Origin of the sequence: Streptomyces sp. NBC_00224, from assembly GCF_041435195.1 — a bacterium.
GTDB lineage: Bacteria > Actinomycetota > Actinomycetes > Streptomycetales > Streptomycetaceae > Streptomyces.
On sequence record NZ_CP108106.1, the window covers coordinates 3,944,531 to 3,967,674 of the forward strand.

At 73.0% G+C, this 23,144-nt stretch carries 16 protein-coding genes; 10 read left to right on the forward strand and 6 right to left on the reverse strand.

The window, feature by feature from the left end:
- Positions 1-2: 2 nt before the first annotated feature.
- Positions 3-1,568 (reverse strand): methyltransferase domain-containing protein, encoded by a 1,566-nt coding sequence (locus OG965_RS17550; RefSeq protein ID WP_371653015.1) that lies wholly within the window; start codon positions 1,566-1,568, stop codon positions 3-5.
- Positions 1,569-1,711: 143 nt separating this feature from the next.
- Positions 1,712-2,950 carry a glycosyltransferase 87 family protein gene (locus OG965_RS17555; RefSeq protein WP_371653016.1) on the reverse strand — a complete coding sequence of 413 codons (1,239 nt, stop codon included), beginning with the start codon at positions 2,948-2,950 and terminating at the stop codon, positions 1,712-1,714.
- Positions 2,951-3,151: 201 nt separating this feature from the next.
- Between OG965_RS17555 and OG965_RS17560 the strand changes: the two genes are divergently transcribed.
- From OG965_RS17560 to rfbD, 3 genes are read left to right on the forward strand one after another with little or no spacing between them, the layout of a single operon-like run.
- Positions 3,152-4,219 carry a glucose-1-phosphate thymidylyltransferase gene (locus OG965_RS17560; protein WP_371653018.1) on the forward strand — a complete coding sequence of 356 codons (1,068 nt, stop codon included), beginning with the start codon at positions 3,152-3,154 and terminating at the stop codon, positions 4,217-4,219.
- Entirely contained in the window at positions 4,216-5,199 is a 984-nt protein-coding gene (gene rfbB / locus OG965_RS17565) for a dTDP-glucose 4,6-dehydratase (RefSeq protein WP_371653019.1), read from the forward strand. The genes OG965_RS17560 and rfbB overlap by 4 nt, the downstream gene beginning before the upstream one ends.
- Positions 5,196-6,146 carry a dTDP-4-dehydrorhamnose reductase gene (gene rfbD / locus OG965_RS17570; protein ID WP_371653020.1) on the forward strand — a complete coding sequence of 317 codons (951 nt, stop codon included), beginning with the start codon at positions 5,196-5,198 and terminating at the stop codon, positions 6,144-6,146. The genes rfbB and rfbD overlap by 4 nt, the downstream gene beginning before the upstream one ends.
- Before the next feature lie 2 nt (positions 6,147-6,148).
- Here rfbD and OG965_RS17575 read toward each other — a convergent pair whose 3' ends face one another.
- From OG965_RS17575 to OG965_RS17585, 3 genes are all read right to left on the reverse strand, one after another.
- Positions 6,149-6,760 (reverse strand): dTDP-4-dehydrorhamnose 3,5-epimerase family protein, encoded by a 612-nt coding sequence (locus OG965_RS17575; protein ID WP_371653022.1) that lies wholly within the window; start codon positions 6,758-6,760, stop codon positions 6,149-6,151.
- Positions 6,748-9,102: a glycosyltransferase family 2 protein gene (locus OG965_RS17580; protein ID WP_371653023.1), complete on the reverse strand. Its 2,355-nt coding sequence runs from the start codon at positions 9,100-9,102 to the stop codon at positions 6,748-6,750. The genes OG965_RS17575 and OG965_RS17580 overlap by 13 nt, the downstream gene beginning before the upstream one ends.
- A 124-nt stretch (positions 9,103-9,226) precedes the next feature.
- The gene (locus tag OG965_RS17585) at positions 9,227-10,474 is read right to left on the reverse strand and encodes a CDP-glycerol glycerophosphotransferase family protein (RefSeq protein ID WP_371653025.1); all 1,248 of its coding nucleotides are present in this window, start codon (positions 10,472-10,474) and stop codon (positions 9,227-9,229) included.
- A 351-nt stretch (positions 10,475-10,825) separates the two neighbouring features.
- On the opposite strand from OG965_RS17585, the gene OG965_RS17590 reads away from it, so the two are divergent.
- Both OG965_RS17590 and OG965_RS17595 read left to right on the forward strand, forming a co-directional pair.
- Positions 10,826-14,440 carry a CDP-glycerol glycerophosphotransferase family protein gene (locus OG965_RS17590; protein ID WP_371653026.1) on the forward strand — a complete coding sequence of 1,205 codons (3,615 nt, stop codon included), beginning with the start codon at positions 10,826-10,828 and terminating at the stop codon, positions 14,438-14,440.
- Positions 14,441-14,498: 58 nt separating this feature from the next.
- Entirely contained in the window at positions 14,499-16,079 is a 1,581-nt protein-coding gene (locus OG965_RS17595) for a hypothetical protein (RefSeq protein WP_371653028.1), read from the forward strand.
- Positions 16,080-16,186: 107 nt separating this feature from the next.
- Here the strand turns inward: OG965_RS17595 and OG965_RS17600 are convergent, their stop codons facing one another.
- Positions 16,187-16,813 (reverse strand): TetR/AcrR family transcriptional regulator, encoded by a 627-nt coding sequence (locus tag OG965_RS17600; protein ID WP_371653030.1) that lies wholly within the window; start codon positions 16,811-16,813, stop codon positions 16,187-16,189.
- A gap of 187 nt (positions 16,814-17,000) precedes the next feature.
- On the opposite strand from OG965_RS17600, the gene OG965_RS17605 reads away from it, so the two are divergent.
- From OG965_RS17605 to OG965_RS17625, 5 genes are all read left to right on the forward strand, one after another.
- Positions 17,001-17,942: an ABC transporter permease gene (locus OG965_RS17605; RefSeq protein WP_371653032.1), complete on the forward strand. Its 942-nt coding sequence runs from the start codon at positions 17,001-17,003 to the stop codon at positions 17,940-17,942.
- The gene (locus tag OG965_RS17610) at positions 17,935-18,741 is read left to right on the forward strand and encodes an ABC transporter ATP-binding protein (protein ID WP_371653033.1); all 807 of its coding nucleotides are present in this window, start codon (positions 17,935-17,937) and stop codon (positions 18,739-18,741) included. Before OG965_RS17605 ends, OG965_RS17610 begins: the two co-directional genes overlap by 8 nt.
- A gap of 59 nt (positions 18,742-18,800) precedes the next feature.
- Complete coding sequence (locus OG965_RS17615; RefSeq protein ID WP_371653035.1) at positions 18,801-20,057, forward strand: glycosyltransferase 87 family protein; 1,257 nt, start codon at positions 18,801-18,803, stop codon at positions 20,055-20,057.
- 67 nt (positions 20,058-20,124) lie between these two features.
- Positions 20,125-21,162: a serine/threonine-protein kinase gene (locus tag OG965_RS17620; protein WP_371653036.1), complete on the forward strand. Its 1,038-nt coding sequence runs from the start codon at positions 20,125-20,127 to the stop codon at positions 21,160-21,162.
- Positions 21,163-21,224: 62 nt separating this feature from the next.
- Complete coding sequence (locus OG965_RS17625) at positions 21,225-23,138, forward strand: serine/threonine-protein kinase (protein ID WP_371653038.1); 1,914 nt, start codon at positions 21,225-21,227, stop codon at positions 23,136-23,138.
- Positions 23,139-23,144: the final 6 nt, after the last annotated feature.

Consider the following 23,144-nt stretch of genomic DNA (forward strand, 5'->3'; position numbering starts at 1 on the left):
CTTCACACGCCCACGCGGTCGGCGGGGGTGTACTGACGGTTGAGGATGTCCTGTACATCGACGTGCTCCCCAGCGATGATCGTCTCCGCCGCGTGCGGCGTGAGCAGGGCGATGTGCTGATAGCCGAAGAGGGTCGGCCGCAGCCGCACGAGCAGCCGGGAAAGACCGCCGAGCGTCCCCGCCACCGCGCGCCCCACCAGGCCCTGCCCGCCGAGCAGCGCCCAGAAGGGCGCCCCGGTCGAGGTCGTGGCGAGGATGTCGTACCCCGCGCCCTGGACCGTGCGGCGCAGGCTGGCGCGGGTGAAGAAGCGCAGATGCGTCTCGTCGAGGATGCCGCGCCGGTCGTACCCGAACACCCCGAGGACGACGCGCAGCCGGGCGTACCAGTGGCTGAAGTTCGGTACGGACAGCAGCACATGGCCGCCCGGGCGCAGGACCCGGGCGATCTCGGCGAGGACGCGCTCGGGCCGGGAGAGGTGCTCGATGACGTCCCCGGCGACCACGTAGTCGTACCCCCGCCCGATCTCCTCGGGCAGCCCCTCCTCAAGGTCCGCGAGGAAGAACCGCGTACACCTCTCGCGCACGCCCGCCACCTCGACGCAGTCGACGCCGGTCACCTCGTGGCCCAGCGCCTCCAGGCGCTCTGCGAACAGGCCTCCGGAGCAGCCGAGGTCCAGAACGCGGCCCGGCGGGAGGGCGCGCATGCGGTCCAGGATGACGGAGTGGGAGGAGCCGTCGCCCTCCTTGAAGGCGTATCCGTCGGGCTTGGGAATCCACGGGCAGGTGCCGAACCCCTTGGCCGCGAGCCGGTATTCGAGGACGTCCTTCACCACGTCCTTGGCGTACTTGAGCCCGTTGACGTAACAGATCTCGTCGCCGTAATAAGTGGGAATGGGGATTTCCCGGATTCGCATTCCCGCGTCGACGAGCTGGACGATGATCTGGGTGTCGAAGTCGAAGGCGTCCGTATTGCGGTCGACGGGGAGCCGGCGCAGGGCGGCGACGCTGTAGGCGCGGTAGCCGCAGTGGAATTCGGTGAGCCGGGAGCCGAGCAGCGAGTTCTCCAGGCGGGTGAGGACGCGGTTCCCCAGCCATTTGTAGAGCGGCATTCCGCCGCGCAGGGCGCCGCCCCGGTCCATCATGCGCGAGCCGAACACGGCGTCGGCCTCGCCGTTCTCGATGGGCGCGACCATGTCGGGGAGGAGTTCGGGGGCGTACTGCCCGTCGCCGTGCAGCAGGACGACGATGTCGAGCCCGCGCTCGGCCGCCAGCGCGTACCCGGCCTTCTGGTTTCCGCCGTAGCCGAGGTTCTTGGTGTGCCGCATGACGACGGTACGGGGCATGCCCTCGGCCTGGGACCAGCGGCATCCGGCGGTGAAGGTGCCGTCGTGGCTGGCGTCGTCGAGGATGAGGATCTCGTCGATACGGGAGCGGAAGTCGGCCGGGATGCGGTCGAGGGTCCTCTCCAGCGTGGTCTCGGCGTTGTAGGCGACGACGAGGATGCCGATGCGGGGTTTTTGACCTGAGCGGTCGACGGCTTCGGGGGTGCGGGCGGGCGGCGGCTGCACGGGCGTCTCCAGGGGTGACGTGGGTTGGGGGGCCTCATAAGGGGGCGCGTGTTTGTCTGCGGGCCGGTGGGGGCTGGTCGCGCAGTTCCCCGCGCCCCTTAAGTGCCGCTGCGCGGCCAGCCCACCACCGGCCCGCAGGCGCATCACCGCACTTCCAGCGGCGCGCTTGGAGCCGGAACCGGAACCGTGGTGGCCGTGTCCGGGGCGGGGGCAGCCGGGCCCCGCTCGCGCGCCCGGAACACCGCCGCGTACCCCGAAGCGATCCCCACCAGCAGCGCCGTCCAGGCAACCGCGCCCAGGACCTGCTGGTCGTAGGTCCAGCGGGTGGGCTTCTGGATCGTGTAGACCCAGGAGGCGAGGACTCCGGCGAGCGCGCTGTACGCGAGGCCCTCCCACAGGCCGATCGCGAAGAGCGCCGCGACCGGCCAGGCCAGGTACTGGACCCCGGAGGCGGTGCTGAGCAGCAGCAGCACGCTCAGGCTGATCGCGACGGCCAGCGGCGCGCGGTCCGGGCGGCGCCAGGCGGGCCAGACGCCCGCCGCCACGCAGACCAGGACCACCACGAAGTGGCCGGGCCCGCGCAGCACGGCGATCGACTCGTTGGAGAAGCCCAGCCACTCGGCGAACTTGACGATGCCCCACAGCCGGAAGTTGCCGCCCTTGTATTCGAGGACGTTGGCCCGCAGCGCACCCGGCACGGTCGCCAGCACCGGCCCCCACACCACGAGCAGCACCGCGCCCAGGGCCGCCGAGAAGCGCGCGAACTCCCGCCGCCCGCCCCGCCAGGCCGCCACCGCGAGCACGGGCAGCGCCACCACCGGCACGAACTTGACGCTGATGGACAGCGCGGCGACCACTCCGGCGGCCACCGGCGCCCGCCGGTCCGCGAGCAGCCAGGCGGCGGCGAGCGCCAGGGTGACGGCGACCGAGTCGGTGTTGCCGTGGTAGCCGGACGTCGGAATCAGAACGGGCGAGAGCGTCACCCCGATTCCGCAGGCGACGGCCGTCCGCAGCGAGCGGCGCCGCCGTACGATCTCGAACACGAGCAGCGCGGCCGCGAAGTCCGCGAGGCAGGCGGGGGTGCGGATCAGCGTGCCGAACTCGATGCCGAGGCGGGCGATGCGGTCGAGTCCGAGCAGCATCCAGCCCGCCAGCGGGGGATGGTTGTAGACGGGAAGCCTCGGCATCGGATGCGCATAGATCCGTACCGGTCCGACCTTCTCGATGTGCTGGGCGAAGGCCCAGAAGAAAAAGACGTCGGCGGGGCCCCGAGTGCGGGCGGCGAACACCATTTTCGCGAGGAATCCGACGGCGGCCACGGACCCGACAATGAGCCTGCCATGCCGTACGTACCGGCTCATCCCGAATGTCTGCTCGCTCATGGCGAGCGAACGTACCAACCACCGGCCCGAATTCACCGGAGCGATCAACGCACTTTCACCCCGGGGCCGTTGTTCGCCTGCGGATCCTGGGCAAAAGCACCCGCCCGGAAATCACCCGTATGGTTCACCACCAGGCGTAATCCCCGGCTTCAGCTCTCGTTCACTACCTGTCCCTCGCCTCCCAGACTCCGGTGGTCCCCAGTGAAAGCACTCGTCCTCTCCGGCGGCGCCGGCACCCGGCTGCGGCCGATCACCCACACCTCGGCGAAACAGCTGGTGCCGGTGGCCAACAAACCGGTGCTGTTCTACGGGCTGGAGTCGATCGCGGCCGCCGGGATCACGGACGTCGGCATCATCGTCGGGGACACGGCAGAAGAGATCCGGGCGGCCGTCGGCGACGGCTCGCGGTTCGGCCTCACCGTCACCTACATCCCGCAGCACACGCCGCTGGGCCTGGCCCACGCGGTGCTGATCGCCCGCGAGTTCCTCGGCGAGGACGACTTCGTGATGTATCTGGGCGACAACTTCGTCGTCGGCGGGATCACCGATCTGGTCGACGAGTTCCGGGCCGCCCGCCCGGACGCCCAGATCCTGCTGACCAAGGTGCCCGACCCGCGCTCCTTCGGCGTCGCGGAGCTGGACACGGACGGGCGGGTCGCGCGCCTGGAGGAGAAGCCGTCGCACCCCAAGAGCGATCTGGCCCTGGTCGGCGTCTACCTCTTCACCCCGGCCGTGCACGAGGCCGTCCGCGCCATCACCCCCTCGGCGCGCGGCGAGCTGGAGATCACGCACGCCCTCCAGTGGCTGATCGACCGGCGGCTGAAGGTCAGTTCGACGGTGATCTCCGGCTACTGGAAGGACACCGGCAACGTCGAGGACATGCTGGAGGTCAACCGCTCGGTCCTGGAGCTGCTCACCCCGGCCCACGAGGGCTCGGTCGACGACGCCACGGAGATCATCGGGCGGGTGCGGATCGGCCGGGGCGCCACCGTGCGCGGCTCGCGGATCGTGGGCCCGGCGATCATCGGACCGCGCACGGTCGTGGAGAACTCCTACATCGGCCCGTCCACCTCGATCGCGGAGAACTGCCGGGTGACCGACAGCGAGATCGAGTACTCGATCGTGCTGAGCGGCTCGTCGCTGCACGGCGTCGGCCGGATCGAGGCGTCACTGATCGGCCGTGACGTCGAGATCACCCCCGCCCCGCCCACCCCGGCCGCCCACCGGCTCGTCCTCGGTGACCACAGCAAGGTGCAGATCTCCGCATGACCCACCGCATCCTCGTCACCGGCGGCGCCGGGTTCATCGGCTCGCACTACGTCCGTACGCTCCTCGGGCCCACGGGCCCCGGCGACGTCGCGGTGACCGTCCTCGACAAGCTCACCTACGCGGGCTGCCCGGCCAGCCTCGACGAGGTGCGCGCCCACCCCGGATTCGCCTTCGTCCAGGGCGACATCTGCGACACCCGGCTCGTCGACAAGCTGATGGGCGAGAACGACCAGGTGGTGCACTTGGCCGCCGAGTCGCACGTCGACCGCTCGATCCTGGGCGCCGCCGAGTTCGTCACGACCAATGTGCTCGGCACCCAGACCCTGCTCGACTCGGCGCTGCGCCACCGGCTCGGCCCGTTCGTCCACATCTCCACGGACGAGGTGTACGGGTCGATCGACTCGGGCTCCTGGCCGGAGGAGCACCCGCTGCGGCCCAGCTCCCCGTACGCGGCCTCCAAGGCCTCCGCCGACCTGGTGGCGCTCTCCTACCACCACACCCACGGCCTGGACGTGCGGGTGACGCGCTGCTCCAACAACTACGGGCACCACCAGTTCCCCGAGAAGCTGATCCCGCTGTTCATCACCCGGCTCCTGGACGGCGGCACGGTGCCGCTGTACGGGGACGGGCTCAACGTCCGCGACTGGCTGCACATCGACGACCACGTGCGGGCGATCGAGCTGGTCCGCACCGGCGGGCGTCCCGGCGAGATCTACAACATCGGCGGCGGCACCGAGCTCACCAACAAGGAGCTGACCGGGCTGCTGCTCACGGCGTGCGGCGCGGACTGGGACAAGGTGGTGTACGTCGAGGACCGCAAGGGCCACGACCGGCGCTACTCGGTCGACTGCGCCAAGATCCGCGCCGAACTCGGCCACACGCCCCGCAAGGACTTCGCCGAGGGCCTCGCGGAGACCGTCGACTGGTACCGCGAACACCGGGACTGGTGGGAGCCGCTGCGCCGCAAGGCCGCCCTGTGAGCGGGAGTTGGCTGGTCACCGGGGCGGGCGGGATGCTCGGCCGGGATGTGGTGGCCCGGCTCGCGGGGCGCGACGCACACGGGCTCGACCGCTCGGCGCTCGATCTGACGGACGCGGAGGCGGTGGCGGCGACGGTGGCCGGCGCCCGCCCGGACGTCGTCGTCAACTGCGCCGCCTGGACGGCCGTCGACGACGCCGAGACCCGCGAGGACGAGGCGCTGCGGATCAACTGCGAGGGCGCGTCCCAGCTGGCGCGCGCCTGCGCCCGCGCCGGGTCGGTGCTGCTGCACGTCTCCACCGACTACGTCTTCGCGGGCGACGCCACCGCCCCGTACCCGGAGAGCGCCCCGCCCGGCCCCCGCACCGCGTACGGCCGGACCAAGCTGGCGGGCGAGCGGGTCGTGCGCGCGCTGCTGCCGCGGACCGGCCATGTGGTGCGGACCGCCTGGCTGTACGGGGCGGGCGGCGCCAACTTCGTACGGACCATGATCCGCCTGGAGTCGGCGCGCGAGCACCTGGACGTCGTGGACGACCAGCGCGGCCAGCCCACCTGGACCGCCGACCTGGCCGACCGCCTCGTCCGGCTCGGCGAGGCGGCGCTCGCCGGGGCCGCGCCCGCCGGGTACTGGCACGGCACCAGCGCGGGACACGGCACCTGGTACGAGCTGGCTCAGGAGACGTTCCGGCTGCTGGGCGCGGACCCGGCGCGGGTGCGGCCCACGACGAGCGCGGCCTATGTCCGGCCCGCGCCGCGCCCCGCGTACAGCGTCCTCGGGCACGAGCGCTGGCGCGAGGCGGGCCTGGAGCCGATGAGGGAGTGGCGGGCAGCCCTCGCCGAGGCGCTGCCCGCGCTCGTGGCGGCCGAGCGCCCCGAAGGGGCGCGGGGCACTGCACGATCAGCCGACGGCGGCCCGCGGCCGAACGACCGCGCACCCAGCGGGGCGTAACGTCACGGCTGAGCCGGAACCAGCGTCCGCTGCCGCGCGTACCAGGCCGCACACGCCTCGTACGACGGCAGCAACCCCCGTTCCCCGGCCTCCGCGACCCCGGGCGCCGCCGCGTCCTTCGGGGAGAGCAGCGGGGTGAGGTGCGTCGGCCACTCGATGGCCAGGTCCGGGTCGAGCGGGTGGACGCCGTGCTCTCGGGCGGGCGCGTACCCCTCGGAGCAGAGGTAGACGACCGTCGCGCCCTCGGTGAGCGCCATGAACGCGTGCCCGAGGCCCTCGGCGATGTGGACGGCCCGGTGGTCGCGGTCGTCGAGCAGGACCTGCTCCCAGCGCTTGAAAGTGGGCGAGCCGGTCCGCAGGTCCACCACCACGTCCAGGACCGACCCGCGCACACACTTGACGTACTTCGCCTGCCCGGGCGGCACGTCCGCGAAGTGGACGCCGCGCAGGGTGCCGCGCGCCGACACCGAGCAGTTGGCCTGTGCGAGTCCGAGGCCGTGGCCGGTGGCGGTGGCGAACCGGTCGCCCTTGAACCACTCGTGGAAGCTGCCCCGGCCGTCCAGGAACACCTGCGGCTCGACGACCCAGGCCCCTTCGATGCTCAACTCCCGCACGGGTCACCATCCTTGGAGGGTGCCGACTTGGAGGGTGCCGACTTGGAGGGTGCCGACTTGGAGACCGTGAGGACCAGGTGGTCGTGGCCGTGGCGGCGCACGCCGACCTCCCGTCCGGCGATCGTGCGCGCGGCAGGGAGTGCGGGATGGGCGGCGGCCGGGACCCGCACCGGGGCCTCGCCCAGGGACAGCTGCCACTCCCCCTCCCCGATCAGCGTCAGCGCCTCGTACGCCGACTCGGCCCGGAACCGGCCGTCCGCGCACCGGACCGGCAGCTCCACCTCTTCCTCCTCGGCCCCGGCACGGCGCAACTGGAGCGGGACGGCCGGGCCGCCGCCTCCGTAAAGACCCTGAAGAACAAGCGAGTTGTCGGTCCAGGTCACGCTCTCGGTGTACGCGTGGGGCAGCTGGTCGGTGAGGACGGCATTGCCCCAGGCGCTCACGGTGAAGGCCAGCTCGCGGCCCCCTGGGACGGTGTGGCGGCCGAGCGGCAGACCGGGGGGCGCGGCGACGGGGAGCCGTTTGCCGTCCGGTCCGACCAGCTGGACGCTGTACGCGTCACCGGGCCGGGACTCGCCGTGCGGCGCCCTGACCGGGCCCCGGCCGCGTACGGCGGCGAGCTCGTCCAGCGGCACCTCGGCGGTGAACCGCTCGCCGTCGCGCGCGAGGGGGACCTGGATCGCCGCGTCCGAGTGCCAGTGGCCGAGCCGCAGCGCGCTCGCGCGGGTGCGGGTCTCGCCGGTGAGCGTGAGCACGCCGGCGTGGCTGTCGTGGCCGGTCAGCCAGGTCTGGACGCGCTCGGCGTTCAGCTGGAGGCGGCCGCCCGCGAAGACCGGGACGATCCTGGTGTGCTCGTCGAGGTAGTGCACGTCCAGCTGCGCGCCCCCGTCCCCGACGCCGCCCCGGCGCGCCACGCCGTGGCCGAGCACGCCGCCGAGGCCCCCGCTGTGGCCGAGCACCCCGAGCACGAGTTTCCAGGTGGTGGTGGCGGACTCGGTGAGCAGCCGGGCCGGGTCGACGGTGATCTCGAAGCCCGCCCAGTCGTAGCCGTGCAGCTCCTGCCCCGAACGAGTGGTGATCGCGGGGTCGTTGATCCTCTTCAGCCGCAGCGGCAGGGCGCGCCGGTCGGGCGTACGCAGCCAGGCGGCCTTCAGCGCGTGCCGCCGAGCCCGGGCCGGGAGGTTGCGGATGTAGCCGTACCCGGTGAGCCGCAGCGTGCCGTCGCGCCACTCGGCGCCGGTGAGCCGGGCCTCCAGCGGCAGGTCGCCGGGGGCGAGGGCGCGGACGGCGCGCGGGAGGGGCGCGGTGAGCATCGGATACTCGGCGGTGCGGCAGCGCAGCCCGCGCACCCGGTGCGTACGGGGGCTGCGGCGCTCGAACTCCAGCAGGCCGAGCAGCTCTTCCAGGCGCCGCGCGCGGGCCAGGTGCCACTTCACCCGGTGGTGCAGCGGCAGCCCGGCGAACACCTCGGGGTCCACCTGAGCGGTGAACTCCCCCGTGTGCTCCAGGAACGCCTCCCGGTAGGCCGCGTCGCCCTCGGGCAGGGCCTGCATGAAGTACCAGAGGTCCTCGCACAGAACCGACTCGTCGTAACGTTTCCTGTGCTCGGGCGTCCCCGCGAGCCCCCGGCTGACGCCGAGCACCGCCGCCGTACGGTCCACCACCCCGCGCACGACCGCGCGCCTGTTGGTGATCGAACTGTCCCTGAAGCGCCAGTAGTAGACGGCGTCCTCGATGACGTCGACGGAGCGGGCGGCGAAGTGGGCGGGCAGCACGACCGGGATGTCCTCGTACAGCACCCCTTCGGGGAAGGCGAAGGAGTGCGCGTCCCAGAACGCGCGGCGGAACACCTTGTTGCAGGCGATCCGGTCCAGGAGCAGCGACCAGTCCCTGGTGACATGAGTGGCGGGGCGGGTGGAGCGCATCGGCTTGGTGAAGAGCGGATGCTGCTTGAGCCGGCCGCCGCCGGTCAGCCGCAGGACGTTGCCGGAGGCGAAGTCGGAGCCGGACTTGTCGAGCGCGCCGGTCAGCAACTCGAAAGCGCGCGACGGCAGTACGTCGTCGCTGTCGACGAAGGCGAGGTACTCGATGCCGGGGGCGGTGTGCGCGACGCCCGTGTTGCGGGCCGCGCCGAGGCCGCCGTTCTCCCTGCCGACCACCCTGAACCGGTCGTCCCGCGCGGCGAATTCGCGGGCGACGTCGGCACTGCCGTCCGTCGAGCCGTCGTCCACGAGCACCACGTCGAGGTCCTGGAGGCTCTGCCGGGCCAACGACTCCAGACACGCGCCCAGATGCTCCTCGACGTTGTGGACGGGGACGACGACGCTGAGGCGGGGCGTCATACGGAAGCACCTTCCTGCCGGCGGACGGGGGCGGAACCCGCCCCACGCGTGCTCAACCCCCGAACGCGGGGGCAGTCACCTCAGCCCGTCCATCCGGGTGACGGGGCCGGGCCCGGGCCCGGGCTCAGGTCCGGGTCCGGGTCCGGGTCCGGGTCCGGGTCCGGTCCGTTTCGGGTCCGGGTCCGTTTCGGGGTGGCCGCTCGTCGAGGAAGAGGCGGCGCACGACCCGTTCCGCCGCGTGCCCGTCGTCGTACGGGCAGAAGCGCGCCCGGAACGCCCCGCGCAGCCCGGCACTCGCCTCCGAGTCCCAGCCACCGTCCCGGAACAGCCCGATCAGCTCGTCGTCACTGGTGGAGAGGGCACCAGGGGTGTCGCCGGGGCGCCCTGAGAGGAGGTCGAAGTACGTACCCCGGGTGGCCCGGTAGGCCTGCCAGTCCGGTGCGTGCACGACGATCGGACGGTCGAGGCAGGCATAGTCGAAGAGCAGCGACGAATAGTCGGTGATCAGCGCATCCGAGGCGAGGCAGAGGTCCTCGACACGGGGGTGCCCGGTGACGTCCACGACCCGGGGATGAGTATCGGCGAGCCCCGCCGAGGTCCCGTGGAAGTAGTGCGCCCGCACCAGCAGGACGTACTCGTCACCGGTCTCCCGCACGAATCTCTCCAGATCGAGCGGGGGCGAAAAGTGGCCGGCCCCTTCGTCCCGGTGGGTCGGGGCGTAGAGGAGCACGCGGCTCCCGGGTGCGATGCCGAGAGAGGCGCGAATGGCGGCCACCTCGTCCGAAGTGGCGGTGAAATACCGGTCGTTGCGCGGCTGGCCGAGATGCAGCTGCTCGTACGCGGCCGGGTAGACCCGTTCCCAGACCTCGGCCGCGTGGGGGTTCGCGGCGAGGCTGAAGTCCCACTGGCCGACGTGCGCGAGGATCTTCTCGAAGTCCATGCCACGGGCGGAGGCCGGATAGCGGCGCTGGTCGAGCCCCATGGACTTGAGCGGGGTCCCGTGATGGGTCTGGAGATAGACCTGCCCGTCCCGCTTGCTGAACCCACCGGGAAAACTGGAGTTGTTGACGAGGTACGTGGCCGTCGCCATGACCCGCCAGTACGCCCGCGACCCCGCGACGACGTGCTCCACCCCGTCCGGCACCCGCCCGACGTGCCGACTGCCCACCACCCACACATGCCGCAGCCGAGGCACGATCTCCAGCGCCTTGGCGTGAATGGCGGCGGGATTACAGGCAACACCCCGATTCCAGTACGCCCCGTGGACGACGAGGTCCGGGTCGAGGGGCCGGTGGAGATCGACACGGTAGAGAAGACGGAGGATGCGGGCGCGGATGTGTTTTTTGGCGCGCGCGGCCAACTCCCGGGCCACGCCCCGACGCCCGCTCCCGCCGCTGCCACCGCTCCCGCTGCCACCGCTGCCGCCACCACCCCGGCTGCTGCCGCCGCCACTCCCGCTCCCGCTGTGGGCAGTTGTGCCGCTGGGGCGGCACGGGTGGGCACAGCGGCACCCCGCCCCCGGGCAAGTACGCACCCCGCCCCCGCTCCGCACCCACGCCTCCGCGTCCGCCTCCGGCATGGCAGCCGAGCGTAACCACCGGCCACCACCCCCGGCGCGCACCGTCACCCGATCGGGGCACGATCGGTAACCAGTACAGGACACCCGGGTTGACCGGGCGTGAACCCACCGCAGCCCGTTCCCCCGGAAGCGCCGGTACCGCAGGTGCCAAAGCCCCAGGCACCACCACCGCCCGCGCCGAGGCTGAGCGTGGTCGTCCCCGTCCACAACGTCGCCCCCTACCTGGAGGAGTGCCTCACCTCTCTGGCCGCGCAGACCATGACCGCCCTCGACGTGGTCCTCGTGGATGACGGCTCGACCGACGACAGCCCCCGCATCGCAAGGGAGTTCACCCGCCGGGACGCCCGCTTCCGTTACGTACGGCAGCCCAACGCCGGGCTCAGCGCCGCCCGCAACACGGGCGTCGCGCACACCGCCCCCGGCACCGAGTACCTCGCCTTCGCCGACAGCGACGACGTCCTGGCACCCCACGCCTACGCCCGGCTCACCGCCTCCCTCGACGCCTCCGGCTCCGACTTCGCCTCCGGCAACGTATGGCGCCTGGACCCGGGCGGGCGGCGCCAGGCCTGGCAGTACCGCTGGCTCACCGCCGACCGGATCGGCACCCACATCACCCGCGACCCTCGACTGAGCACCGACCGCGTCGCCTGGAACAAGGTCTTCCGCCGCTCGTTCTGGGACCGCCACGGATTCACCTTTCCGGTGGGCCGGCTGTACGAGGACACCCCGGTGGTGATTCCGGCGCACCATCTCGCCGACGCCGTGGACGTCCTCCGCGACCACGTCTACTACTGGCGGGTGCGCGAAGGCTCGATCACCCGTCTGCGCACCGACGTCCGGGGCGTACGGGACCGGATCGCCGCGTGCGAGGACGTCAGCGGGTTCCTGGCCGGGGCCAGGCCGGATCAGCGGCGGCACTACGACACCTCCTGTCTGCGGGACGACTTCGTCTACTTCCTGGAGGGCCTGCCGATGGGCGGGCCCGCCTACCGGGCGGCCTTCATGACCGGCGCCCGGGCGTTCCTGGAGCGCGCGGGCACGGACGTCACCCGGGGGCTGCCGCCCGACCTGCGGGTCAAGTGGCAGCTGGTGCGGGAGGACCGGCTCGCGGAGCTGGTCGAGGTGCTGGCCTTCGAGCAGGCCAACGGGGTGGGTACGTACACGGTGCGGGGCGGCCGCGTCTCGTACCCGGGCGTCGGAGCGCTGACGGGCCGCGCCGCCCGGGTGCGGCGCGGTGAACTGCCGGTGGTGGCCCGGCTGTCGGCGGTGGAGCGGCAGCCGGACGGAACCCTGCGCCTGACCGGCTTCGCGTACGTACGCAACGCCGGTCCGGGCAGGCTGGTGCTCGCGCTGGCCCAGGAGCACGGCACCCGCCGGCTGCGCCGCTTCCCGACCCGCACCATCAGCCTGCCACTCGCCACTGACAACGCCGCCCAAGAGCTCCACGACTACGACCGCTCGGGCTTCGAGACCACACTCGACCCGGCCCGCCTCGGTGAAGGCGAGTGGACGGTGGGCGTGGTGCTCGCCGGAACCGGGGCCGGCGGCGGCACGATCCGACGGGCCGCCATCCGCCCCCTGGGCCGCTCCGAGGACCAGCCCCGGGTGTACGAAGTGGCCGACGGGAGACGGCTGGTGGCCGCGTACCGGGAGGGCCGGTTGGTGCTGTCGGTACGGCGGTACGGGGCGCGGGTGGAGGCCCACCGGGCGGTCGAGGCACCCCTGCCCGGAACTCACGGGGCCGAGGCATCCCGGCTCGCGGACGCGGGGGTGGGCGAGGGCGAGGGCGTGGACGCAGGCACGTGCACCAGCACCGGCACGGACGGGCGTGCGGGCACGGGCACGGACGAGAGCACCGGCACCGGCACGGCCCCAGCCCCAGCCCCAGCCCCAGCCCCAGCCACCATCGAGCTCCTGGGCCGGCTCCACGGCCCCGCCCCCCACCCCACCCATCTCTCCCTGCACCACCCGCCCTCCGGCACGGAGTTCAGCTTCCCTGTGCGGGAGCGGCGGGACCGTGCCGGGTTCGCCGTGAGGGTGCCCCTCGCCGGGCTCACCGGCGTACCGCCCGCGCCCCACATCGCGCCCCGGGGCGTGGAACCCCCGGACGCGGACCGCTGGGAGGCCCGTTTCCGGTATCCCGACGGGAGCCTGGGCACGGTCCCGGCCGTGCTGGACCTGGCTCCCGGGCGCGCCCTCGGCCGTCTGTGCCTGCGCGCGGACGCGGCCGGGAACCTGGCGGTCGAGCTCACCCGGCGGCCGCTCGCCGACACGGTCGCCTGGGCCGCCGACGGCACTCTGACCGTGGCGGGGACGTGGGGCGCGGACGATGTCCGGGACGCCGCCGCCCGCCTGGTGCTGCGCCACACCGTTCTGCGCGAAGAGGTCGCCGTGCCGGTCGCCCGGGACGGCGTGCGCTTCCGGGCGACCGTGCCTCCGGAAACGACGGCCTCCCTGGTGGAGGGCCGCTGGTCCACACTTCTGGGTGACTTTCCGGTACGCCTGCTGACATCGGCCGGTGCCGCGCTCCCCCGCCAACACAGCCTCGCCGGACGCGGGTTCACCGCGGCCCGCCGCCACGGCGACCGGCTGGAGCTCGTCGCCGGGTCGCCCCTCGCCGAGGCCGAGCGCGGGGCGTACCGGCAGCGCGGGCTGCGGACGGCGTACTACCCGGACCGGCGCCGCCACGGCCCGTTGAGCGACACCGTCCTGTTCGCGGGCGGCGACTCCCCGCGCGCGGTGCTGGCCGAACTGGGCGGCCGGGACAGCGGATTGACCCCGCTGTGGGTCACCGGCGACCGGCTGCGCGCGGCCCCGCCCGGCGCCGCGCCCGTCGAGCAGTACAGCCGTGGCTGGTACGAGGCGCTGGCGACCGCCCGGCACATCGTCACCGACGACCACCTGCCCGAGTGGTTCGAGCGGCGGCCGGGGCAGACCGTCGTGCAGACCTGGCACGGCACCCCGCTCGGCCGGATCGGCACCGATCTGACCGGCACCCCGCACGCCGACCACCGCCGTATCGAGGCACTGCCGCGCCTGGCCCGCCAGTGGTCGCTGCTCGTGTCGCCCAGCCGGTGGGCCACGCCGGTGCTGCGCCGGGCCCTCTCGTACGACGGCGAGGTCCTGGAGGCGGGCAACCCGGCCAACGACCCGCTCCTCGCGCCCGGCCGGGACCGCGTCCGCGCCCGGGTGCGCGCCGCCCTCGGCGCGGGCCCCGACGCGCGCGTGGTGCTCTACGCGCCCACCTACCGCACCCACCTCCCCCTCGACCCCGGCCACCCCGCCACCCACCGCTTCGACCCGGCCGGGCTCGACCTCGTCGAGCTGGAGCGCAAGCTCGGGGAGGACCACCTCGTACTGGTGCGGCGCCACGCGCGCGTAGCGGGAGTCGCGCCCGGCGGCCGTGACGTCTCGGCGCACCCCACGACATCCGGGCTGCTGCTGGCCGCCGACGTCCTGGTCACCGACTACTCCGGGCTGATCTGCGGCTTCGTCCACACCGGCCGCCCGATGCTCTTCCACACGTACGACCTCGCCCACTACCGCGACACCGCGCGCGGCTTCTACGCCGACTTCGAGGCGCTGGCCCCCGGCCCGCTGCTCACGGACACCGGCGCCGTGGCGGAGGCGCTGCGGGAGCCGGAGACGGTCGCCGCGGCCCACGCGGACGCGTACGCGGCCTTCCGCACCGCGTTCTGCGACCTGGACGACGGGCGGGCGGCGGCCCGGGTCGTCGACCGGCTGACGACGGGCTGCTGATCGGGTGATCGAGGCGGGATGCCGGGACAGATGCGGACCCCCACGGAACCGATGACCTGTGCGTACCTTTCCTCCCACCGGCCCCGCCCGGCTTCCGGCGCCCCGGCGCGCGGCCGTCCGCCCCGCCGACGCGCCGCCCCCGGGTCCCGCCTGGCGCGTCACGCCGTACTTCGTGCTGGGCGGGGTGTTCTGGCTGGTGATATCGGCGGCGGCCTGGCGGGTGCCGATGTGCTGCGACCTCGGCACGCACGCCGCCGTGGTGGAGCGGCTGAAGGCCGATCTGCTCAACCCCGCCCACCCGATGGCCGACCTGCCGGGCGCGGGCAGCCCGTACTACTCGCCGTACTCGGTGGTCCAGGGCCTGTTCGCGCACCTCACCGAGCTGCCCGGCCGGGTGGTGGTGCGGCTCTTCGGGCCGGTCAACCTGCTGGTGCTGATCACCGGACTCGGCCGCTTCACCCGGCTGTTCTCCACGCGCGCGTGGGCGCCGGTGTTCGCGCTGGCCTTCTCGGCGGTGCTGTGGGGCACCGCCGTGACGTGGTGGAGCGGGTTCCTCGGCCTGCTGTCGATGACCGGCAACCTGTCCTACCCGAGCACGTTCGCCATCGGACTCACCTTTCACATCTGGGCCCTGACAGGCCGTATGACGGAACGTTCTTCCAGCACCCCTCGGTGGCGCGCGGCCCCGCTGGAGTACGCCGCGCTCGGCGTACTGACCGGCGTGGTCGTCCTCGTCCACCCGATCATCGCGATCGCCGCGGTGCTCGGCACGGCCGGGCTCGCCCTCGCACGCGAGGGGGCGTGGAGCCGCGCGACGGCCGCCCGCTGTGCGCTGGCGGGGGCGGGCGCGCTGGCGGTGACGGTGACCTGGCCGTACTGCGACATCTTCACACTCGTCGGTGACACCGGCATCGATTCCATGCACAGGGCCCTATATGAAGATCTGACCGGCCGTTACTGGCTGGCGGCCCTGCTCGGCGCGCCCGCCCTGCTGCTGCGCCTGCGCCGCGACCGGCGCGATCCGCTGGCGCTGATGACGCTGCTGTTCTGGCTGGTCGTCCTGTACGGCTGGGTCAGCGGCCACTACACGTACGGCCGGCTGCTCGCGGTCGCCCCGGTCCCCGCGCAGGTCGCGCTCGCCGTCGAGCTGGCCCGGCCGCTCCCCTGGTCCACGGCCCGCCGCGCGCTGGCCCCGCTCGCGGCGGCCGGGGCGTGCCTGGGGTTCGTCTCGGCCCAGGCCGGGGCGGTGACGCCGAGCCTGGGGGTGCGGGGCGTCGAGCGCCCGCCGCACTGGGACACGTACGGCTGGGCCGCCCAGCACATCCCGCCCGGCGAGACGGTCCTCGCGGACGACTACTACGTAGTCCGTTCACTGCCCGGGTACGGGCCCTTCCTGGTCGCCCCGGTCTGGCCCGACCCGGCGCTGGCGGAGCCCGAACGGCTGCGCCGCAAGGCGGCGGTGAAGCGGTATCTGTCCCCGTCGACGCCCCGCCACGCGCGCGCGGCCATCGCACGCCGCTACGGCGTCCACTGGCTGCTGCTCACACCCGAGGAACGCCTCCCCGAGGAGGCCGTGGTGGTCGCGTTCAGCCCGCACAGCGGCGAGGTGCTGGCGAGGGTCGAGTACGGGAGGGGGTGAGGGGCGGGGCCTCGGGCGCGACGACGCGCACGCCTCACGTACGTAGTACGACGGCTCGCACGCCTCACGTACGTAGTACGTAGTGAACGCCCGGCCCCGTCGCCGTCTCAGCCCGTCGCCTTCAGTGCCGCCACGGCCGACGTGGCCAGATCGTCCAGGTACCCCTTCGGCAGGTCGCCCCGGACCACCACGAGCCGCCAGTACAGCGGGCCGACGATCAGGTCGAGGGCCCGGTCCGGGTCGGCGCCCTCGGGGAGTTCGCCGCGCTCCACGGCCTCGCGCACGACGACCGCCGCGACGCCCTTCTGGCCGTCGAGCAGCGCCTTCTTGATGGCGTCGGCGATCTCCGGGTGGCGGACGGACTCGACGAGCAGGTCCGGGATCACCTGGGAGGCGACCGGGTGGCGCAGGGCGAGCGACGCCACCGCGAGCAGCGCCCGGATGTCCCCGTACAGCGAGCCCGTGTGGGGCACCGGCAGGCCCTGCGCGGCGAAGGCGGACACCAGGTCGAGGACCAGGCTCAGCTTGGACTTCCAGCGGCGGTAGACGGCCGTCTTGCCCACTCCGGCGCGGCGTGCGATGCCCTCGATCGACATCCGGGCGAACCCGACCGACGCCAGCTCCTCGAACACGGCCTTGCGGATGGCCTCGGTCACGTCGGAGCGCAGCACGGCGGCACCGGCCGGGGTGCGGCGCTGGGGTGCGGCGGGGGCCGGGGCGTCCGAGTTGGTCATGTCTTGAGCATAGCGATACGACGAGACGGTTGCGTTGCGACGTCATCCCGTCCTACTCTCACCGTTACGACGATACGGACCCGTCCCGTCGTAACCTCGGGTTCACCGCCCGGCCACACCCCGGCCTTGAGACACCGCGTCCCCGCGAAGAGCACCCGTCCGCGAAGCCACGTCGAAAGCGATCGTTGTGAGCCAGACCGCAGCACCGCCGGCCCCGCCGGTCCCCGCGCAGGACACCCGGCCCGTCGACCCCGACCAGGGCCTGGGCGCCGCCGAACTGGCCGCCAAGTACGGCCTGACGGTCAGCGGAGCCCGGCCGACCCTGAAGGAGTACGTCCACCAGCTCTGGGAGCGCCGCCACTTCATCTCGGCGTTCGCCACCGCCAAGCTCACCGCGCAGTACAGCGAGGCGAAGCTGGGCCAGATCTGGCAGCTGATGACCCCGCTGCTCAACGCGACGGTCTACTACTTCATCTTCGGCATCCTGATGGGCACCAAGCAGGGCGTCCCGGACTACATCCCGTTCCTGGTCACCGGCGTCTTCATCTGGACCTTCACCGCCAACTCGATCATGTCGGGCACACGCGCGATCACCGGCAACATGGGCCTGGTGCGCGCCCTGCACTTCCCGCGCGCGTCGCTGCCCATCGCGCTCGCGCTCCAGCAGCTCCAGCAGCTGCTCTTCTCCATCGCCGCGCTCGCGATGATCCTGGTCGCCGTCGGCGTCTACCCGGCGATGTCCTGGCTGATCGCCGTCCCGGCGCTGATCCTCCAGGCCATGTTCAACACCGGTCTGTCGCTCGCGATGGCCCGGGTCGCCAGCAAGACCCCGGACGTCTCGCAGCTGATGCCGTTCGTCCTGCGCACCTGGATGTACGTCTCGGGCGTCATGTGGAGCCTGCCGCAGCTGATGACCCGCAGCTCGCTGCCGCACGGCCTGGTGAAGGTCCTCCAGTACAACCCGGCCGCCGTCTACATCGACCTGATGCGCTTCGCGCTGATCCACAGCTTCAAGGCGAAGCAGCTCCCGCCGCACGTGTGGGCCGTCGCGGGCGGCTGGGCGCTCCTCGCCCTGGTCGCCGGGTTCATCTACTTCTGGAAGGCAGAGGAGAAGTACGGCCGTGGCTGACAGCACTCCCGCCGTGATCGGCGCCTCCACCGCGCTCGGCGCTCCCACCGTGATCGCCGAAGACGTCCACGTCGTCTACAAGGTCAACGGCGGCTCCACCAAGGGCAGGGGCAGCGCGACCTCCGCGCTCAGCCGGATCGCCTCCCGCAGGGCCACCCCGGGCATCCGCGAGGTGCACGCCGTCAAGGGCGTCAGCTTCGTCGCCCGCAAGGGTGAGGCGATCGGCCTGATCGGCTCCAACGGCTCGGGCAAGTCGACCCTCCTCAAGGCCGTCGCCGGGCTGCTCCCGACCGCCGAGGGCAGGATCTTCACCCAGGGCCAGCCCTCCCTGCTCGGCGTCAACGCGGCACTGATGAACGACCTCAGCGGCGAGCGCAACGTCACCCTCGGCGGACTCGCCATGGGCATGTCCCGCGAGGAGGTCCGGGACCGCTACGACGACATCGTCGAGTTCTCCGGGATCAACGAGAAGGGCGACTTCATCTCGCTCCCGATGCGTACGTACTCCTCCGGCATGGGCGCCCGGCTGCGGTTCTCCATCGCCGCCGCCAAGTCCCACGACGTGCTGCTGATCGACGAGGCGCTCTCCACCGGCGACGCCCGCTTCCAGCGGCGCAGCCAGGAGCGGATCGAGGAGCTGCGCGCCGAGGCGGGCACGGTCTTCCTGGTCAGCCACAGCAACGGCACCATCAAGCAGACCTGCGACCGGGCCATCTGGCTGGAGTCGGGGGTCCTGCGGATGGACGGCCCGGCCGAGGAAGTCGTCGCCGCGTACGAGGAGTACACCAAGAAGAAATAGGGTCAACCTCCTACAACTAGTACGAATAAATATCCCAAACCGGTCTAAACTTCTGGTCGATGACGACCCAGCAGCTGCGCATCCCCGCCCCGTCCGCCGCCCCCGACCCGGGCGCCGCCGGCCGCCGCACCCGGTACGCCGCCGTCGCCGCCACCTGGCTCGCCACGCGCGCGTTGATGCTGTTCCTCCTCGTCGACGACTCGATCGGCGTCGGCGGAGTGACCGGCGAGGTGTACGTCCTGTACCGCCAGTGGTACGAGCAGCTGACCGCCGGTCACTTCCCGTACGGCGACCCCACCTGGCAGTACCCGCCGGGCGCGGGCGCGGTGATCCTCGCCCCCTCACTGCTGCCCTTCCTGACCTTCTTCCAGGCGTTCGTCGCGCTCACCCTGGCCGCCGACGCGCTGATCGCCTGCGCCCTTGTACGGGCCGGGGCCCGGGCGGGCGGCAGCGCGGCGGGGGCCTGGCTGTGGGTGGGCGGCCTGCCGCTGCTGCTCCACCTCCCGTACGGCCGCTACGACGTCCTGGTCACCGCCCCGGCCGTGGCCGCCCTGCTCTGCGTACGGCGCAGACCGCGGCTCGGCGGGGCGCTCGCGGGCCTCGGCGCCCTCGTCAAGGTCTGGCCCGCCCTGACCCTGATCGGCACCCCGCGCGGCCGCACCACGCGCGCGTCGTGGACGGCGGCGCTCGGCGCGGCCGCCGCCCTGCTCGCCGTCCTCGCCCTCGGCTTCGGCCACACCCTCGACTTCCTGCGCCAGCAGGGGAACCGGGGCGTGCAGATCGAGTCCCTCGGCGGCACCGGCCTCCAGCTCGCGCACCTGCTCGCGCACTGGCCCGGCCGGGTCGTCTACCGGTACGGGGCGATGGAGTACACCGGCCCGTACGTGTCGAGCGTGGCCGCCCTCGCGCTCACCCTGACCGCGGCCGCGCTCTGCTGGCTGCTGCTGTGGCGGGTCAGGGCGCGCCGGTGGACGGCGGCCACCCCGGCCGACGCGGCGCTCTGCGCGGTCCTGCTGTTCACCGTGACCAGCCGGGTGATCAGCCCGCAGTACCTGATCTGGCTGCTCGGCCTCGCCGCCGTGTGCCTGACCTCCCGGCAGACCAGCCAGCGGCCCGTCGCACTCCTGACGCTGCCCGCCGCGGCCCTCAGCGCCCTCGCCTTCCCTACCCTGTACGACCAGGTCATGGCCGGGACCGCGGTCGGCACCTCGCTGATGGTGCTGCGCAACGGACTGCTGCTCGGCGCCGCGCTGCTCTCCTGCCGGCGCCTGTGGACGGCGACGGCCGCGCGGCCCGTTGTCAGTGGGCCGCGATAGTCTCGTTCCTCATCGGCAGGAGGGCCTCGGCAGCGCCGCAAGAGGCCCTGGGGGAAGGGGGATCGAGGTGTCCGACACGCGTTTTCCGCCGCTGCGCGCGGACGACCCGCGCCAGATCTCCGGCTATGTCCTGGAAGCCCGCATCGGCGAGGGCGGCATGGGCACGGTCTACCTCTCCCGCACCCGCGGCAGCCAGCCGGTGGCACTCAAACTGATCCGCAGGGAGTACGCGGAGAACGAGGAGTTCCGCCGCCGCTTCGCGCGCGAGGTCGAGGCCGCCCAGCGGGTGTACGGGGCCCATGTCGCCCCCGTCCTGGACCACTCGGCGCAGGGCCCCCGCCCCTGGCTCGCCACCCGCTACATCCCGGGCGTCCCGCTGGACGACGCCCTGGAGGCGCACGGCCCGCTGCCGCCCGGGGCCGTGCTGCACCTGCTCGCCTGCGCGGCCCGCGCGCTGGACTCCGTGCACCACGCCGGGGTGATCCACCGCGATGTGAAACCCGGCAATCTACTGCTCGCCGCCGACGGCCCCTGGCTGCTCGACTTCGGCATAGCCAAGGCCGCCGGGGCGGTCCGGCTCACCACCACCGGAAGGCTGGTGGGCACCCCGAAGTACATGTCGCCCGAGCACGCCCTCGGACGTGAACTCACCCCGGCCGCCGACGTCTTCGCGCTCGGGCTGCTCGCCGGTCTCGCCGCAACCGGGCAGCATCCGTACGGGCGGGGCAACGCCCTGGCGGTCGCCACGCGCATCGCGGGCACCGACCGCGAGCCGCCCGACCTCACGCAGTACCCCGAACCACTGCGCGAGGTGCTCCGGCTCTGTCTGGCCGCCCGGCCCGAAGAACGGCCCGCCGCCGCCGAGTTGGCCGCGCTGTGCCGCCGGCTGTCCGGCCGCGGCCCGCTCGACTTCGCGGACTGGCTGCCCGCGCCGCAGCTGGCCGCGATCGCCGCGAAGGAGGCGGCGGTTCGGCTGCGGATGGCGCTGCCGGACGCCCCCACGGTCCCGGCGATGCCCCCGACGGCGCCGCTGACGGTGAGCGACCCCGACGCGGCCGAGTTCATCCGGCGGGTGCGCGGGACCAGGCGTTCCGAAGCTGAGTAGTACCGGCGGCTGCTGCCCGCGTAGGCTCTGCGCCCGCAGTAGTTGACGGCACGTCGGGTGCCATGATCGGGGGAGGAACCATCAGCAGATCCGGCGACACACTCAGTCCACTCGGGCCCGAGGACCCGCGCGAGACCGCCGGCTACCAGCTCCTCGCCCGTATCGGCGAGGGCGGTATGGGCACGGTCTACCTCTCGCACACCCGTGGCGGACAGCCGGTCGCGCTCAAGGTGATCCGCCGGGAGTACGGCCAGGACGCCGACTTCCGTCGCCGCTTCGAGCAGGAGGTGCAGGCCGCCCGCCGGGTGCAGGGCTACCACATCGTGCCCGTGGTGGACCACGACACCAGCGGCGCCCAGCCCTGGCTCGCCACGCAGTACGTGCCGGGCCTCTCGCTGCACGACGCGCTGACCTCGTTCGGCCCGCTGCCGCTGCCCGCCGTCTTCCAGCTCATCGGCTGCGCGGCCCAGGCCCTGACCGCCGTGCACGCCGCCGGGGTGATCCACCGCGATCTGAAGCCCAGCAACGTGCTGCTCGGCTCCGGCGGCCCGTACGTGATCGACTTCGGCATCGCGCGCGCGGCCGACGCCACTCAGCTCACCGCGAGCGGCGGCATGATCGGCACGCCGCAGTACATGTCGCCCGAGCACGCGCTGGGCGAGCAGCTCACGCCCGCCAGCGATGTGTTCTCGCTCGGTCTGATCGCCGCCGTCGCGGCCACCGGCCGCCACCCGTACGGCGACGGCGGCGCCATCACCGTGGCCGCGCAGATCGCCAACTCCGCGCACCGCCCGCCGGACCTGAGCGGCTACCCGGCGGAGCTGCGCCCGCTGTTGGAGTGCACGCTGACCGCCGACCCGGCGCGGCGCATCACCCCGGCCGACCTCGCCCCGCTCTGCGAGCAGGCGTCGGGGCGCACCCTGCGGGACTTCACCGGCTGGCTGCCGGCGGCGGTGGCGGCGGAGATCGTCCGCAGTGAACAGACGGCCGCGACGCCGCCGAAGCCCGCCCCGGCCCAGCCCCCGCTGCCGCCCACCGCGGCCCCGGCGATGCCCCCGGCCCCGCCGCACACGGCCCCGCAGGCCCCGCAGGCCCCGCCGACGACGCCCCCGGCCGCCCAGGCACCGCCCGCCCCGCAGACGGGTCCCCAGCCGGGCCCGGTTCCCGGGTACGGCACGGCGTACGGCGCTCCATACGACACGGGGTACGGCGCGGGCTACGGCACGGCACCGCAGCCCGCCGTCCACCCCCACGCCCACCCCCACGCCCAGGCCCACGCCCAGGCGCCCGCCCCCGCCCCGGCGCCGAGTGCGCCGCAGAAGAAGCCGAAGCGCCGGATCCGTACCGTCCTCATGGCGGCCGCCCTGGTCGTGGCGGTCGGTGCGGGCGCGGCCGCGGCGGTCTGGATCACCCAGGGCAAGAAGGACGACGGCGACGACCAGGCCAAGGGCGGCACGACGCAGTCACCCGCCGCCAAGAACCCGCCGAAGCAGTCCCCGGCGGCGGACTCCACGCCCTCGGACGGGGCGAGCGACGACAGTTCGGCGCCGCCCGCCAACGTCACGTACACGGTGGTCTTCCAGGACAAGCCGATCACCCTGCGTACGCCGGAGTCGCTCTCCACCACGCAGATCGACTTCGACATCCCGGCGGTGGACCCGACCGGCAAACTCGCCTACGACAACACCGAGTTCGAGGCGCGTGACGACCGGCTGGACTTCAAGCAGGCGCTGGGCAAGGCGAACGGCACCACGCCGGAGCTGTGCCGCGAGGGCGCGCTGCAGAACCCGCTGCCCAACTCTGCCTCGGCCCAGGCACTCAACGACGACCATCTGATCCAGGCGGGCGACACCATGTGCTCGCTCACCACCAAGGGCAATCTGGCCATGTGGAAGATCACCAAGGTGACCCCGTCCACGGACAACAACATCCCGGCGTTCGAGGGCACGGTCACGCTCTGGAAGGCGACGCGCTAGGAACGC